At 68.5% G+C, this 14915-nt stretch carries 13 protein-coding genes; 7 read left to right on the forward strand and 6 right to left on the reverse strand.

Annotated features, from left to right (window positions below; translation table 11 throughout):
• Position 1 precedes the first annotated feature (1 nt).
• Together GT007_RS04370 and GT007_RS04375 are read right to left on the reverse strand one after the other, a co-directional pair.
• Positions 2–709, reverse strand: coding sequence for an SGNH/GDSL hydrolase family protein (locus GT007_RS04370; protein ID WP_160120328.1), 708 nt, complete (start codon positions 707–709; stop codon positions 2–4).
• On the reverse strand, positions 709–1851 hold the full coding sequence (locus tag GT007_RS04375; protein ID WP_160120329.1) for an OpgC family protein: 1143 nt from the start codon (positions 1849–1851) through the stop codon (positions 709–711). Before GT007_RS04375 ends, GT007_RS04370 begins: the two co-directional genes overlap by 1 nt.
• Before the next feature lie 84 nt (positions 1852–1935).
• Here GT007_RS04375 and GT007_RS04380 point away from each other — a divergent pair, with 84 nt between their 5' ends.
• A complete protein-coding gene (locus GT007_RS04380; protein WP_160120330.1) occupies positions 1936–3135 on the forward strand; it encodes a tetratricopeptide repeat protein in 1200 nt (399 codons plus the stop codon).
• A 76-nt stretch (positions 3136–3211) separates the two neighbouring features.
• Complete coding sequence (locus tag GT007_RS04385; RefSeq protein WP_160120331.1) at positions 3212–4114, forward strand: TauD/TfdA dioxygenase family protein; 903 nt, start codon at positions 3212–3214, stop codon at positions 4112–4114.
• Here the strand turns inward: GT007_RS04385 and mdoH are convergent.
• Positions 4111–5817: a glucans biosynthesis glucosyltransferase MdoH gene (gene mdoH, locus GT007_RS04390; RefSeq protein ID WP_328798931.1), complete on the reverse strand. Its 1707-nt coding sequence runs from the start codon at positions 5815–5817 to the stop codon at positions 4111–4113. The genes GT007_RS04385 and mdoH overlap by 4 nt on opposite strands.
• Before the next feature lie 35 nt (positions 5818–5852).
• On the opposite strand from mdoH, the gene GT007_RS04395 reads away from it, so the two are divergent.
• Complete coding sequence (locus GT007_RS04395) at positions 5853–7868, forward strand: TRAP transporter permease (protein ID WP_160120333.1); 2016 nt, start codon at positions 5853–5855, stop codon at positions 7866–7868.
• Between the two features lie 19 nt (positions 7869–7887).
• Here GT007_RS04395 and GT007_RS04400 read toward each other — a convergent pair whose 3' ends face one another.
• Entirely contained in the window at positions 7888–9705 is a 1818-nt protein-coding gene (locus GT007_RS04400) for an HAD-IIIC family phosphatase (protein ID WP_160120334.1), read from the reverse strand.
• Between the two features lie 185 nt (positions 9706–9890).
• Here GT007_RS04400 and GT007_RS04405 point away from each other — a divergent pair, with 185 nt between their 5' ends.
• From GT007_RS04405 to GT007_RS04415, 3 genes are read left to right on the forward strand one after another with little or no spacing between them, the layout of a single operon-like run.
• On the forward strand, positions 9891–10460 hold the full coding sequence (locus tag GT007_RS04405) for an invasion associated locus B family protein (RefSeq protein WP_160120335.1): 570 nt from the start codon (positions 9891–9893) through the stop codon (positions 10458–10460).
• The gene (gene rlmN, locus GT007_RS04410) at positions 10457–11689 is read left to right on the forward strand and encodes a 23S rRNA (adenine(2503)-C(2))-methyltransferase RlmN (protein ID WP_160120509.1); all 1233 of its coding nucleotides are present in this window, start codon (positions 10457–10459) and stop codon (positions 11687–11689) included. Before GT007_RS04405 ends, rlmN begins: the two co-directional genes overlap by 4 nt.
• Positions 11686–12852 carry an MFS transporter gene (locus GT007_RS04415; protein WP_160120336.1) on the forward strand — a complete coding sequence of 389 codons (1167 nt, stop codon included), beginning with the start codon at positions 11686–11688 and terminating at the stop codon, positions 12850–12852. The genes rlmN and GT007_RS04415 overlap by 4 nt, the downstream gene beginning before the upstream one ends.
• A gap of 7 nt (positions 12853–12859) precedes the next feature.
• On the opposite strand, the gene mscL is transcribed toward GT007_RS04415, so the two are convergent.
• Positions 12860–13321: a large conductance mechanosensitive channel protein MscL gene (mscL, locus tag GT007_RS04420; RefSeq protein WP_160120337.1), complete on the reverse strand. Its 462-nt coding sequence runs from the start codon at positions 13319–13321 to the stop codon at positions 12860–12862.
• Between the two features lie 101 nt (positions 13322–13422).
• On the opposite strand from mscL, the gene GT007_RS04425 reads away from it, so the two are divergent.
• Positions 13423–13797, forward strand: a complete 375-nt coding sequence (locus GT007_RS04425) for a VOC family protein (protein ID WP_236571501.1) — start codon at positions 13423–13425, stop codon at positions 13795–13797.
• On the opposite strand, the gene hrcA is transcribed toward GT007_RS04425, so the two are convergent.
• Positions 13780–14856: a heat-inducible transcriptional repressor HrcA gene (gene hrcA, locus GT007_RS04430; protein ID WP_236571502.1), complete on the reverse strand. Its 1077-nt coding sequence runs from the start codon at positions 14854–14856 to the stop codon at positions 13780–13782. The genes GT007_RS04425 and hrcA overlap by 18 nt on opposite strands.
• Positions 14857–14915 lie beyond the last annotated feature (59 nt).

Here is a 14915-nt window from a genome sequence, read left to right on the forward strand (position 1 = left end):
GTCAGCGCCTCGCGGAAAGCTGGATTTGCGCCATGATGCCACGCGCCAGGCAATCATGCAGCCGGGCCAGGGTGGCGGCGCGGGCCTCGCGGGGGGCGCGTTCCATGTCCAGCACCCCATCCTCGGCCCATTGGCGCATCCAGTCCCACCGGCGGAGTAGGGGCACGGCCTCGGTGGCGGCGGTCAGGCGCATGGCGTCGCGATAGGCATCGATATCGGCGTTGGCGCGCAGGAAGCGGCTGAATTGCGGGTCCATCACCATCACCTCGGCTCCTCCGGCGCGCAGCCGGGCGATGCCGGTGGTCAAGGTGTCCGTCATCGCCTCGATGGGCAGCCCGCGCACGGCTTCCACCGTGCCGGTCTGCCATAGGACCAGATGCGGGCGGAAATCAGGCAGCAGAGGCGCCAGCAGGGCCAGGATCTCCAGCGCATTGGCACCGCGGCGGCCGCGTGCCTCCACCCGCACGTCCAACCCCGGGTAGCGTTCGCGCAGCAGCGCGGCCAGGCGCTGGGGATAGGCGCTTTCGGGGGGGGCGGCCTCCACGCTGGCGCTGCCGCCGACCAGCACGCGGAATTCCGGGCCGCGCAGGGCCCGCGGCAGCCGGGGCTGGGTGGTGGGGTCCAGCAGGTCAGGCGGCACGTCGCAGCTGTTCGCCCAGGCGGGGGCGGCCCACAGCATCAGCAACAGAAGGGCCCAGCGCGGCATCATCAAGCCGTATCCGTGGCGGGCGCGGTGGGCAAGGGTTTCCGCGTGCCCGAGACACGCCGGTCGTACCAGCGGGAGGTCCAGGCCACCCCGGCCATGGCGCCAAGGCCCGCCAGGTTCACCGCCAGCTGCATGGTGCCGCGGTCATTCTCCTCCAGCGCCAGCCGGCCCAGGAAGGACAGGAATATGCCCGCGCAGAACACCGGCAGGGATTGCTGCCCCAGCAGGATGAACAATCGCCCGGGCGCACTGCCCAGCAGCCGGGCCCCGCGTGGCAGCAGATGCGCCGCCAGATAGGCCATGGCCAGCAGCGAGAGGAGCCGCAGCGGATGCAGGGCGGTCTTGTCCACCCCGTCCAGGAAGGTGGACCAGGGGCCGGGCAGTTCGGCCAGCCAATCCGGCGCGTGCCATACGGCCAGCATGGCGGCGGCGCAGGGCAGCAGCAGCAGGGTGCAGAGCGCCGCCCCCCAGCCGCGCCAAGGCAACAGGATGGGGGTGCCGCCGTGCGGCGCATACCCCACGACCACGCCGCACATGTATAGAAACTGCCAGGCGAAGGGGTTGAAGAACCAGCCCTGCCCATTGCTGGCGGGCAGGTTCAACCCGGTCTGCCGTGCTAGCGCATACAGCCCGGCCGACAGCGCCAGCAGCAGCCAGGGCCAGCGCATCAAGGGCATCACCAGCGCGAACATGGCCATCAGCGCCACATACAGCGGCAGGATGTTTAGGAAGGCCGGCTGGAAGCTGAGCAGGAGGGCCTGCAGCAAGGCCTGATAGGGATCGGCCCCGAAGGCATCCATCTGCAACTCGTCCAGATAGGCGCCGCGATCCAACCGCGCGGCGGAGACGCCGACCTGCGCGGTGAACACCACGAACAGGAAGATGTGCGCGACGTAGAGCGTGCCCACCCGCCCCAGCACGCGGGCGGCGGCGAAGACCCATCCCTCGCGTTCCATCTGGCGGCCATAGGCGATGCCGCCGGCATAGCCGGCCAGGAACACGAACAGCTCCGTCGCGTCCGCGAAGGCAATGTTGCGCAGGGTGAACCAGCCCAAGGCATTGCCGGGCACATGGTCGATGAAGATGAACCACAGGGCGATGCCACGGAACAGGTCCGCGCGCAGATCCCGTGTCGTGCCGGCCATGGGCTGCATGATGGGTATGTAACCCAGCCGCGCGGGACATGATACCGGCTTGCGCGGCTCGCCCGGCTGGCGCATGCGGCGGGCATGAACACGGCGAATGATCTGGTGGCGCGCGGTGCGCAACGGCACAAGCAAGGCAAGGTGCAGGAGGCGGAGGGCCTCTATCGCCGGGCCCTGAAGCTGAACCCGAACCACCCTGATGCCCACAACCTGCTCAGCGTGGCGCTGCGCGCGCGCGGCGCGGTGGCGGAGGCCCTTGCGGCCTCCACCCGGGCGGTGGCGCTGGCCCCGGGCCATCCGCTGATGCTGGCCAATCATGGCGCGGCGCTGGCCGAGGCCGGACAATTGCCGGAGGCCATCACAGCCATGCAGCAATGCCTGGCCCTGGCGCCCGGCGATGCCACCACCTGGCGCAATCTGGGCCAGGCCCTGGCCGCCGCCGGCCGCCCGGCCGATGCGGTGGGGCCGCTGACCACCGCGACCCAACTGGCCCCCGCCATGGCCGAGGCTTGGCTGGCCCTAGCCCATGCCCAGCGTGAATCGGGCAATGCCTTCGCCGCCCGCGCCCCCGCGGCCCGCGCCCTGGAACTGTCCGGCCGCGACAAGGGCATGGCCGAGCAGGCCCGCTTCCTGCTCGCGGCGCTGGGCGAGGCCGAGACCCCCGATCGCGCCCCCGCCGCCTATGTGCGCCAGTTGTTCGATACCTTTGCCCCCCGCTTCGATGCGGAGCTGGAAGGCAAGCTGGACTACCGCACCCCCGCCTTGCTGGCCGAGGCCCTGCTGGCCGCCGGCATTCCGGCGGAGGGCGTGCTGGATGTGCTGGACCTGGGCTGCGGCACCGGCCTGTCCGGCGTGGCCTTGGCGCCCTTCGCCCGCCGGCTGGAGGGGGTGGACCTCTCGCCCCGCATGCTGGAGGCGGCACGGGCCCGCAACCTGTATGCCGCGCTGCATGAGATGGATCTGCTGGCCTTCCTGCCGCGCAAGCCGGCGGCCTGGGACATTATCGCGGCCGCCGATGTGCTGAACTATCTGGGCGATCTGGCCCCGGTGCTGGCCGCCATGCGCGCGGCCCTGCGTCCTGGCGGCACCATCGCCTTCAGCCTGGAGACAGGCGAGGCCGTGCCCTTCGCCCTGGGTGAGGGCATGCGCTATCGCCACAACCCCGCCCATGTGCTGGGGCTGGCCGAGGCTGCGGGGTTGAACCTGCTCGCCCAGACGCCGGTGACCTTGCGGCAGGAGCGTGGGCAGCCGGTCGCGGGGGCGCTGCTGCTGCTGCGGTGTTGACGGCGGGGCAGATCCGGGCACACGCTTGCGCACCGGCCCGTCAGAGGCCGGGCCAGGAAATGCCAGAGAGGTTCCCATGCCCGATATCGGCTCTCCAGACTCCTTGCGTGTGACACCCTTGCATCCGCATTTCGTCGCGCGGGTGGAAGGGCTGGACCTGCGCCATCCCTTGACCCCCGCTCAGTCCGCCTGGGTGGAAGCTCAGATGGACCGCCATGCTGTGCTGGTCTTTCCCGCTCAGGATCTGACGGACGAGCAGCAGGTGGCCTTTGGCGAGAATTTCGGCCCGATGGAGGCCGAGACCGCCAGCGTGGAGGTGCATAGGCGCCGCCTGGGCCATGGCAAGATGAACGACATCTCAAACCTGGATGAGAACGGCCGGTTGCTGGCCGCCGATGACCGGCGCCGCATGTTCGCCCTGGGCAACCGGCTGTGGCACAGCGACAGCAGCTTCAAGGCGACCCCTTCCAAATACTCGCTGCTGCATGCTCGGCTGATCCCACCCGAGGGAGGTGACACCGAATTCGCCGATATGCGCGCGGCCTGGGATGCGCTGCCGCCCCGCACGCAGGCGAAGCTGCAAGACCTGGTTTGCGATCATTCGCTGATCTTCAGCCGCGGCCTGCTGGGTTTTGGGGAGTTCACCCCCGAGGAACGGGCCCGCTTCGAGCCAGTGCCGCAACGGCTGGTCCGCCGCCACCCGGGCAGCGGGCGGAGGGCGTTGTTCCTGGCGTCCCATATCGGCCGTATCCAGGGCTGGCCGGTACCCGAGGCGCTGGCCCTGATCCGGGACTTGCAGGAGCATGCGACCCAGCGGCAATTCGTGTACCGGCATGCCTGGAGCACGCATGACCTGGTGATGTGGGACAACCGCTGCACCATGCACCGCGCGACGGCCTTCGAGGACAAGGAATACCCGCGCGATATGCGGCGGGTGACCATCGCGGGGGTGTGTCCCAGCCTGGCGGAAGCGGTCTAACCGGCCGCGCCAAGTTCCTCCGGCGTAGCGGCCACGCGTTTCGCCCGGAGCCAAGCGGAAAACCCCGGTGCCGACGTCACGACGCAGAACGGGATGGCCACGACCAGCCCGAGCGCCCAGGGCGCCAGCCACGCCCAGGCCGCTATGGGCACCAGCGCGAAGCACAGCGCGCCGAACAGCGTGTGCGGCCACAGCAGCCGCGCCGCATCGCCCCAGCCCACGCCGCGATCGGCCCGGTTCTGCGGCGCCCAGCCGCGCAGCCGGCGGAAGGGCAGCACCGCCAGGAACAGGGCCTTGTTGAAGGTGCTGATGGGGTCCAGCAGCGTCGTGAACACCAACTCGGCCAGGGCACCGCGCAGAAAAGCCCCCCGCCCGCCATAGCGTGCGGCCAGGGCCGGTTTGGCCATTACCTCCAGATAGCCGCACAGCTTGGGCGCGTGGATGCAGGCCCAGCAGGCCAGCATGGCGGCGAACAGCGTCGGGCCGCTGGTGCCGGCGCCGCCGCCGGTGGCCGCGTTCAGCACGGCGAAGACCAGCGTCAGTGTCCACAAGGGCGTGCCCGCGAACAGCAACATCGCCTGCACCAGTTGCCAGCGACCCAGCCAGGTCAGCTTGGGCAGTTTCAGCAGCGCCCAGTACTGCATGTTGCCCGCGCCCCAGCGCATGTCGCGGGCCATGAATTCCGGCAGGGCGGGCGGGTTGCCCTCCATGCTGCCGTCCTCGGCCGGCAGGGCCATCACCTTCCAGCCCGCATGGGTCAGTCGGGTTGCCTCCACCTGGTCATGGCTGAGGATGGGGCTGCCGTCGGGCAGCGGTTCCAGCCGGGCGTGCTGGCGGAATGGGGCGATGCGGATGATGGCGTTGTGCCCCCAGTAGGGACCTTGTTCCGCCTGCCACCAAGCCTGGCCGGTGGCCCAGGCCCGCATGCCCGCCCGCATGCCGAACTGGAACAGGCGCGGAAAGGCGGCACTGGCCGGCCGGCCCACGATCAACTGCTGCACAATGGCCAGCTTCGGATCGGCCTCCATGACGGCCACCAGCCGCAGCACTGCGCTGGCGGTCATTTCGCTGTCCGCGTCCAGGCACAGCATGAACTCCGCTTCGCCCGCATCGCGGTCCAGGAAGTCCATCACATTGCCGGCCTTGAAGCCGGTATTCCGGGCCCGACGGCGGTAATGCGCGCCTGGGATGGTGCGGATGGCGGCTTCCTCGGCGATGGCGGCGGCCATGTCCTGGGTGTCCGACAGGAACCATAGGGTGAAAAGCGCTTCCGCCTTGGCCTCGGCCAGCCCGCAGATCAGCCGGCGCAGGGGGGGCAACACTTCGGCCATGTCCTCGTTGCGGATGCAGACGGCTATGACGGTGTGGCCGGCGGGCAGGTCAGGGCGCACCCGGGCCAGCGCGGGCAGCACGGCCCGGGGCGCGTCGCGGGACCCCAGCAACAGGGCCAGTCCGATCATCGCATTGGCACCGCACAGGGCCGTCCAGGGCGCGGTGCCGGCGAAGGCCAGCAGCGTCAGCCATTCCCAGACGGTGAAGCCGCCAGCCGCCATCGCACGGGCCACCAGCGCCACCAGCCCCACGGCCAGCAGCAGCACCAACAGGAAGAAGACACCACGTCGCACAGCCACCATGCCGCTCACATAGTGTCTTCCATGCATGATGGCGATTGCCCGGGTGACAAATCCTGCCCGAAGCGCCATGACATGAGGCAGAGGAAATCCAAGAAGGCTCACATATGTCCGGTAGCCACAGCACCTTACCGCCCGACATGGACCCGAATTCGGTCGATGCCGAAACCGCGGAGCGTCTGACCCAGCTGATCGAGAGCGAGGAGGGGGCCACCAACAATTTCAAGGGATGGCTCGGCTACGCCGCCGTGGGCATCGCGGTGGCGATGTCGCTGTTCCACCTCTGGGCCGCCTGGGACATCGTGCCCACCACCACGCTGCGCTTCGCGCATGTGGGTTTCACGCTGGTGCTGGGTTTCCTGCTGTTTCCGGCCGCGCGGCGGTTCCGTCATCGCTTCATGCCCTGGGATTGGGCACTGGTCGCGGCGGGTATCTATGTCACCTGGTATCTGATCTCGGGCGGCGACGACCTGCAGGACCGAGTGATCTTCCCTGAGCCCATGGACATCGTTGTCGGCTGGCTGCTGATTGCCCTGGTGCTGGAGGCCGCACGGCGCGCCACCGGCTGGGTGATGCCGGTGGTGGCCATCGCCTTCATCCTCTACGCCTTCTTCGGCAATCACCTGCCCGCGCCCTGGACACATCGGGGCTATGACGCGGAACGGCTGGTGCCGCACCTGTCGATCACGCTGGAGGGTATCTTCGGCTCGGCGGTGGATGTCTCGGCGACGCTGATCATCCTGTTCACCATCTATGGCGCGATCCTCTCGGCCAGTGGTGCGGGCAAGTATTTCGTGGATTTCAGCTTCGCGGCGACGGGCGGCAAGCCGTCCTCGGCGGGGCGCACGGTGGTGCTGTCGGCCTTCCTGCTGGGTGGGCCTTCGGGCTCCGGCGTGGCCACCACGGTCACGATCGGCACGGTCGCCTGGCCGCTGATGCGCCAAGTGGGCTACCGCGCCGATGACGCGGGCGGGCTGCTGGCAGCGGGTGGGCTAGGGGCGATCATCTCGCCGCCCATCATGGGGGCGGCGGCCTTCCTGATCGCGGAATACCTCAAGATCAGCTACCTGGAAGTGCTGCTGATGGCGGTAGTGCCCACCGTGCTCTACTACGCGGGCCTGCTGTTCATGGTGGAGCTGGACCAGCGCCGCATCGCGGCCCGCGGCGGCAACCCGAATGCCGCCAAGGGCATTGCGGTGGAAAGCGTGGGCGCGATGTTCCGGCGCGGCTGGTACCATTTCACCAGCCTGATCGCGATCATCGGCTTCATGGCCTGGGGCTATTCCGCCACGCTGTCCGTGCTCTACGCCATGCTGCTGGCGGTGGCGCTGTCCTTCCTGTCCAAGGAACACGCGCTGTGGCCGCGCAAGCTGATCCGCACCCTGGCGGATGGCGCCAACCAGTCGATCGGCATCGCGGCCACCTGTGCCTCCGCCGGCATCATCGTGGGCTGCATCACGCTGACGGGGCTGGGGCTGAAGTTCAGCGACATCGCTATCCAGGCGGCGGGCGGGTCGCTGGTCGTCACCGCCATCTATACGGCGTTGATCGTGTGGGTGGTGGGCCTCGCGGTGCCGGTGACGGCCAGCTACATCATCTGCGCCGTGGTGGCCGCACCGGCGCTGATCAAACTGGGCGTGCCGGACTACGCGGCGCATATGTTCGTCTTCTACTACGCGGTCCTGAGTGAAGTTTCACCGCCGACGGCGCTCAGCCCCTTCGCGGCGGCGGCGATCACGGGTGCCGGGCCGTACCGCACCACGCTGATGGCTTGGAAATACACGCTGCCGGCCTTCATCTTGCCCTTCATCTTCGTGACCGACCCGGAGGGCGTGGGCCTGCTGCTGCGGCCCACCGCCAGCATGGGCTGGACCGATGTGGCCTGGCAGATCTTCCTGGCCACCGCGGGCCTGGCGGCGCTGGCCGCCGCCGCCCAGGGTTTCGCGCGCCACGCCCTGGCTGTGTGGGAGCGCGCGGGGCTGACGCTGGTGGGCCTGCTGCTGCTGTTCCCGGCCCTGTTCGAGGCGGCGCTGAGCCTGCCATACCCGCATCTGTGGGGTGTGGCCGCCGGCACGGCTTTCCTGGCTTGGCAGATCCGCCGGCCCGAGCCATCGCTGGCCTGAATAATAGTGGAGGGGCCTGTCAGGCCCCTCCAGCCAGCAGTCGGGCGAATTTGGAAAACAGGGAGTTGCCGGGGCGCGCAGGAGGCGGTGCGGTCTCCCTCACCCGTTCCGCGGCCCGGTGTGCCAGCCAAGCCTGATGGCATGCGCCGATTGCCTCATAGAGCCGCAGATACACCGCGCGCTCGAAATGCAGGTAGATGTCGCGGTTCACCTCGGCGATGTCGCGGATCAGCGCGGCGGACTCGATGAAGGCGACATTGGGCCGCCCGGCCCCGGCGGCCCTGAAGGCGTCGTTGAGCGCCTTCTGCGGTCCCACATCGGTTTCCTGCCCGTCGCCCAGATTGAAGCGGTGGTTCGGCAGGATGACCACCAGCAATGCATCCTCCGGCACCGCGGCCAGGATCGTTTCGTAGTGCGGGCGGAAATCCTCGATGCTGCCGAAGGGGATCTGGTCGAACTCGCGCGCCAGCAGGCCGGTGATGGCCTGGTGCAAGGCCGCCCGTTCCGGTGTGCGGGCGGCGTGGCCGGGTTGTAGCACGTCCCGCATGCCGATCGGGCAGCTGAAGCCGCTGCCGCGGTGCCGATAGGCCGCCAGCGCCGCATCGGCCGCCGGGCAATACACGATCAACGTGCCCGGCGGGCCAGGATCGAACGCGGCCGTCCGGTAGAACCCGTCATCCATCCCCAGTTGATGCGTCAGGCGCCGTTCATCCTCGGTCAGTCCTCGCAGGGCGTAGCTCAGCATCATGCTGTGGTTGCGGTGCAGGTAGAGCGCCTCCTCCGGCGTCACGACCTCCATCGCCACGTGCTCCGCCTCGGCGCGGAAGAAATGCTCCAGCACCTCAAGCTCGCAGCCGCCGCGGATGCGTACCTCCCCGAACCGGTGGGCCTGGGTTTCTGAACCTTCCTCCGTGCCCGGCACGTTGATCCAGTCCACCGCGTCGCGCGGGTCTGACAGCACCTCGCCCACGACATGCAATTGCGGCCGGCCCAGCAACTCATAGATCCATTGCTCCACCCCCATGCCGAGGATGCGGCAGGAAAAGCAGAAATGGCGCAGCCGGGGCTGGCCCCAGGTGACCAGCCCCTCCAGCATGAAGAAGCCCACGATCCCGTAATCGCCGTAGCGGTCCTGAACCGAGATCAGCCCGGCGCGGGCGTAATAGCGCCCGGCCTGCTCGCGCAGTGCGGCCCGCGCGGCGTCGCGGTCGTCGGGCAGGCGTTCCTTGGTGAAGTTGAGCTGGTTGGTGCGGTTGATCAGTTCCACCGCGCGGTCGATGTGCGGTTCGAAATCATGCAGGATGGAAACGCATATGCGGCTCTGGCGCAGGAAATCCTGGCTGCTGCCGCCGGCGGCCCGCATCTCCTGCTGCTTCTGTTCCAGCAGCTTGTATTGTCGCAGCCGGGTCAGCGCGCTGTCGTCCTTGCCACGGAAGGCCGGGTGATCGAGGAACGCCGCGATCATCGACTCGTCGGCCAGCTGGATGCCGGGCACCGCATCAGCCACCTGGGCGCGGTTGCCGGGGTGGTCGTCCACGAACAGCACACTCGCCGGCCGCAACTGCACCGCCTCGATGATCTCGGCCACGCGCTCGCCCTTGGGCCGCCAGTCCACGCTCGGGAAGATGAAGTAGTCCCACAGCCCGCGTGCCGACAGGATGTCCCGCACCGGGGCCAGGTCGTTCTTCGAGCAGATGGAACTCATGATGCCACGCTCGGCCAGCGCGACCACCAGGTCGTGATGATCCTGCCTGTAGGCGATGCCACCCTCGGTCAGGGTGCCGTCCCAGAACGTCTCGTCGAGGTCCCAGACGACCAGCCGCACGTCATGGAACATGGATCCGGACCCTCGCCTATGCTGCGCCATGGATATCATGGGGTGAAGGACAGGGCGCGGCAAAGGGCGATCGGCTGCCATAACCGTTCGGTGAGGGGAGAGGGGCTTCTCCTGCCCAGGCCGGGATGCAGGAACGCAGATGTCGCATCTGGTCTGATGGCCCCGGCTGGCGTATCCATCGGGGGATGCGTTTCCTGATCCCTGCCGTGACGATGCTGGCTGCCTTGGCCGTGGTGCCGGCGGCTGTCTTGCCTGCCTGGGCACAGAACCGTGCCCCGCAGGGCCCGCGTGCCCTGGGCACCTACCAGGGCTGGACAGCCGCGACCCATACCGAGAATGGCCAGAAGATCTGTTTCGCCTTCACCCGCGCCACGCGGGCGGAAGGCGTGCCGGGCCGCACCACCCAGAATGTGACCCTGATGGTCACCCATCGCCCGCAAGGGCGTGACCAGGTGGCGGTGCGCAACGGCTTCACGCATGGGCGCGGCGCCGAAGCGCGACTGATCATCGCCCAGACCGACCTGCCCGCCTACACCAGCCGCGACAGCGCCTTCCTGCGCGATGGCCGGGCCGCCGTGGGCGCCATGCGCGGTGGCCGGGAGGCGATGCTGCGCTCGCCGGGGCCGAATGGGCGTGGCCAGGCACAGGACATCTTCCCGCTGGCCGGTTTCGCCGCGGCCTATGATGCCATCAGCCGCGAATGCCCGGCGGCGGCGGCACCCGCCCCAGCCCCGGCGGCACCCGCGCGGCGATGAGCGGCACGGCGCCCCACCCCCAGGGCCACAAGGCCTTTCCCACGGCACCGCGCCCGCTCTCACCAGAGGCCTTGCTGAACGAGGAGGAGCGCGGCCGCATCCTGGCCAAATCCGCCCTGTTCGCGCCGCCCGAGGCGAAGCTGCCGGATGGCCGTACCGATCTGGTGGGCCTGTCGCGTGAGGAACTGGCGGCGGAAATGGTGGCGATGGGCGAGAAGCCCTTCCGCGCCAAGCAGCTCTGGCACTGGATCTATCATCAGGGTGAGCGGGATTTCTCCCGCATGTCCACCATTGCCAAGCCCTTCCAGCAGAAGCTGGCGGAGCGCTTCGTGATCGGCCGCCCCGAAATCGGCACCGAACAGACCAGCAATGACGGCACCCGGAAGTGGCTGTTTCGCTTCCGCGACGCCCAGCAGGTCGAGACGGTCTATATCCCCGAGGACGATCGCGGATCGGTCTGCATCTCCACCCAGGTGGGCTGCACGCTGTCCTGCTCCTTCTGTCACACAGGCACCCAGAAGCTGGTGCGCAACCTGGGCGCCGCCGAGATCGTCGGCCAGTTCATGGCCGCGCGGGACAGCTATGGCGAATGGCCCACCCCCAAGGGCGGCGGCGAGGATGATGACGGCCGGCGCCTGTCCAACATCGTCGTGATGGGCATGGGTGAGCCGCTGTACAATTACGAGGCCGTGCGCAAGGCGCTGACCATCGTGATGGACCATGAGGGCATCGCCCTGTCGCGTCGGCGGATCACGCTGTCCACCTCGGGCGTCGTGCCGGTGATGGACATCTGCGGTCAGGAGCTGGGCGTGAACCTGGCGGTGTCCCTGCATGCGGTGCGCAACGACCTGCGGGATGTGCTGGTGCCGCTGAACCGCAAATACCCGATCGAGGAGCTGCTGGCGGCCTGCCGGCGCTATCCGGGTGTCTCCAATGCGCGGCGCATCACTTTCGAATACGTCATGCTGCGCGGCGTGAATGACAGCGCGGCCGAGGCTCGGGAACTGGCGCGGTTGCTGAAGGATATCCCGGCCAAGGTGAACCTGATCCCGTTCAACCCCTGGCCGGGCAACGACTATCAGACCAGCAAGCCCGAAACGATCCGCGAATTTTCCGAGATCCTGCTGGCCGCGGGCATTTCCAGCCCCGTGCGCCGGCCGCGCGGGCGGGACATCCTGGCCGCCTGCGGGCAGTTGAAGACCGCTTCCGAACGCGAACGGCGCGCGTGAGCACGGCGCCCCGGGTCAATATCTGGCTCATTGCCCTGGCGGGCTTCGCCTCGGGCATCGGGATGCGGATGGTGGACCCGCTGTTGCCCATGATCGCGGGGGATTTTCGCGTTCCCACGTCTCAGGCGGCGATCCTGATCGCGGCCTTCCAGTTGACCTATGGCGGCAGCCAGCTTGGCACCGGGCTGATCGGCGACCGCTTCGGCAAGCTGCGGCTGGCGGCGCTATCGCTGGTCAGTTTCGGCATCGTGTCGATCCTGGGCGAATTCGCCACCGGCCTCGACGAGCTGGTGTGGATGCGCATGGCGGCGGGGCTGGCTTCCGGTGCCGTCATCCCCATGCTGATGGCCCATATCGGTGACACGGTGCCGTATCAGGAGCGCCAGGCGGTGCTGGGCCAGTTCCTGATGGGCAATGTGATGGCCCAGCTGCTGGGTGGCCCGCTCTCCGGGTTGATCGGTGAGAATTTCGGCTGGCGCGGCACCTTCATCACCTTCGGGTGCTTCACGGCGGCGATCGGGCTGGTGCTGATGGCGCTGCTGGGCCGGGCCATGTGGCAGCCGATGAGCAAGGGCGGCCCCGGCGGCTTCGCGGGCTATGCGCAGCTGCTGCGCAGCCCCTCCGCCCGGCGTTTGATGCTGGCCGCGGCGCTGGATGGCGCGCTGCTGATGGGGGGCGCCTTTCCTTTCATTCCCTCCTTCCTCATTGAGGATTTCGGGCTTTCGGCCGGCTTGGCGGGGCTGATCGTGGCCAGCTTCGGCCTGGGGGCGCTGACCTATTCGCGCATGGCGCGGCGGCTGGTGGGGCGGCTGGGCGAATCCGGGCTGCTGCTGACCGGCGGGCTGGGGCTTGCGCTGTGCCTGTTCGTCACGGCCGCCGCGCCGCACTGGGGCGTGATCCTGGTGGCGGAGATGGCGTCGGGCTTCCTGTTCTATTCCTTCCACGGCGTGCTGCAGGCCCGCGGTACGGAAGCACTGCCCGAGTCGCGCGCCACCAGCATGGCGGCCTTCGCCATGTCCCTGTTCCTGGGGCAGACGGTGGGGGCGCTGGTCTTCGCCAGCGTCATGGCAGCGGCGGGGTATCGCGTTGCCTTCGCCCTGGCCGGGCTCGGCATGGTGGCGGTGGCCTTCTGGGCCCGGCGGGCGCCTTCGCCCGCCGGATAACGGCGCCTCAGGCTTTCGTCTTCAGCAGGTCCCGGATTTCCTCCAGCAGCGCCTCGCTCTTGGTGGTCTTGGCGGGTTTCGCGTCTTCCCGGACCTTCAGCGCCGTCAGCGCCTTGATCATCCAGAACACCGCGAAGCCCACGATCAGGAACTTGATGATCGCGTTGATGAACTTGCCCACGGCCAGCACGGCGGCGCCGCCCTGGCGGGTCAGTTCCAGGCTGGGCTGGCGCTCACCGGACAGCACGACGAAGACGTTGGAAAAGTCGATTCCACCGATCAGCAGGCCGATGAGCGGGTTCAGCAGGTCTTCCACCGCCGAGGAGACGATGGCGGTGAAGGCCGCGCCGATCACGATACCCACGGCGAGGTCGATGACATTGCCGCGCAGGATGAAGGCCTTGAATTCCTTCAACCAGGCGGGTTCCGCGATCGCGAGGCGGGAGGAAGGTGGGGTGTCGCTCGGCATGGTGGACCTTTTGCGTGATGGCTTCTGTTTCTCAGCCTAACGCAAGGGCTTGCGCGTCGGGAAGCTTTCCCATGACATCAACTGCAATGACCGTGCCCATCATGACCAGTCACATCACCTTCCTCTACGCCGAGAAGCCGGAGCCTTGCTGGGACTTCTACGAGGCGGTGCTGGGCCTGGAAGTCGTCCGCGACCAGGGGCGTGTTCGCATCTACGCCTTGCCGGGCGGCGGGTATCTGGGGCTATGCGAAGCGCGCGCACCGCGCCTGGCGCCCATGGAACGCCAGGAGGGTTCCGTGATGCTGACCCTTCTGGTGTCGGATGTGGCCGCGTGGCATGCGCGCCTGGCGGCCCATGGCGCCTCCCAGCCCGAGATATCCGAGGCTTACCGGATCGAGCACTTCTTTCTGTGCGACCCGGCAGGCCATGTGATCGAGGTGCAGCGCTTCCTCGATCCGCTACCCCAGCAGGCCTGACAGCACCCGCGCCGTATAGTCCACGACGGGAATCACCCGGCCGTAATTGATGCGTGTCGGCCCGATCACCCCGATCGCGCCCAGCACCTTCTCCGGCCTGCCGCCTGGGCCGCTGCCGGGCCCGCCCAGGATCGGCGCCACCACCATGGACAGGCCGGCGGAGCTGAACAAGGCATTCTCCGCCCCGATGAAGATCTGCACGCCCTCACCGCGCTGGGCCATTTCCAGCAGGCGCAGCGTGGCTTCCTGGGCTTCCAGCCGCTCGAACAGGGTCTGGATTTCCTGGATTCGGGCGATGTGGTCCAGATTTTCGAGCAGCCTGGCTTGGCCCCGCAGGATCAGGCTGCCGCTTCCCTTGCCGCTGCCGCCCGCCAGTGTGCCCAGGCCAGCCTCGACCACCTGATTGGTCAGGGCGTCCAGGGCGGTGCGGTTGGCCGAGATCTCCTCGCCCACCAGGCTGCGCAGCTGGTCCAGCGTGTGGCCGGTCAGGCGGGCATTCAGATAATTGCCGGCCTGCACCAGGGCTGAAGGTGGCAGGCCGGGCGGTGTCTCGATGACGCGGTTTTCCACCTGCCCGTCGGCGCCGACCAGCACCACCAGCGCCCGGCCGGGGCCCAGCGGCACGAACTCCACATGGCGCACGGCGGCGTCGGATTTCGGTGCCACCACCATGCCCGCCGCCCCCGCCAGGCCGGAGAGCATCTGGCTCGCTTCCGCCAGCGTGTCCTGCAGGGATCGGCCATGGGCGGCGCAGCGGGCGGAGATGGCCTCGCGCTCCAACTCCGTCAGGTCGCCGAATTCCAGCAGGCCATCGACGAACAGCCGCAGACCGCGCTCCGTCGGCAGTCGCCCGGCGGAAGTGTGGGGGGCATAGATCAGCCCCGCCTCCTCCAGATCGCTCATGACATTGCGGATGGAGGCGGGGGAAAGCCCGAGCGGCAGCCGGCGCGACAGCGTGCGGCTGCCCACCGGTTCTCCGGTCTGGACGTAAAGTTCCACCAGTTCCCGCAGGATCAGGGTGCTGCGGTTATCGAGAGCGGTGCCGGCGGGGGATGCCATGAAGGGCCCCGCGTCGGCCCGAAGCCGGGGCGTGTGCATGGCACAAATGTAGGGAGCTT

The organism is Rhodovarius lipocyclicus, assembly GCF_009900765.1.
GTDB classification, from domain to species: Bacteria; Pseudomonadota; Alphaproteobacteria; order Acetobacterales; family Acetobacteraceae; genus Rhodovarius; species Rhodovarius lipocyclicus.

Bases quoted from the DNA above. Each gene is read 5' to 3' on its own strand.
- GT007_RS04405 (WP_160120335.1), top strand. From the start codon at position 9,891: ATGCGTTTCCTGATCCCTGCCGTGACGATGCTGGCTGCCTTGGCCGTG.
- GT007_RS04395 (WP_160120333.1), top strand. From the start codon at position 5,853: ATGTCCGGTAGCCACAGCACCTTACCGCCCGACATGGACCCGAATTCG.
- GT007_RS04400 (WP_160120334.1), bottom strand. From the start codon at position 9,705: ATGTTCCATGACGTGCGGCTGGTCGTCTGGGACCTCGACGAGACGTTC.
- GT007_RS04425 (WP_236571501.1), top strand. From the start codon at position 13,423: ATGACCAGTCACATCACCTTCCTCTACGCCGAGAAGCCGGAGCCTTGC.
- mscL (WP_160120337.1), bottom strand. From the start codon at position 13,321: ATGCCGAGCGACACCCCACCTTCCTCCCGCCTCGCGATCGCGGAACCC.
- mdoH (WP_328798931.1), bottom strand. From the start codon at position 5,817: ATGGCGCTTCGGGCAGGATTTGTCACCCGGGCAATCGCCATCATGCAT.
- GT007_RS04375 (WP_160120329.1), bottom strand. From the start codon at position 1,851: ATGGCCGGCACGACACGGGATCTGCGCGCGGACCTGTTCCGTGGCATC.
- GT007_RS04385 (WP_160120331.1), top strand. From the start codon at position 3,212: ATGCCCGATATCGGCTCTCCAGACTCCTTGCGTGTGACACCCTTGCAT.
- rlmN (WP_160120509.1), top strand. From the start codon at position 10,457: ATGAGCGGCACGGCGCCCCACCCCCAGGGCCACAAGGCCTTTCCCACG.
- GT007_RS04370 (WP_160120328.1), bottom strand. From the start codon at position 709: ATGATGCCGCGCTGGGCCCTTCTGTTGCTGATGCTGTGGGCCGCCCCC.
- GT007_RS04380 (WP_160120330.1), top strand. From the start codon at position 1,936: ATGAACACGGCGAATGATCTGGTGGCGCGCGGTGCGCAACGGCACAAG.
- hrcA (WP_236571502.1), bottom strand. From the start codon at position 14,856: ATGGCATCCCCCGCCGGCACCGCTCTCGATAACCGCAGCACCCTGATC.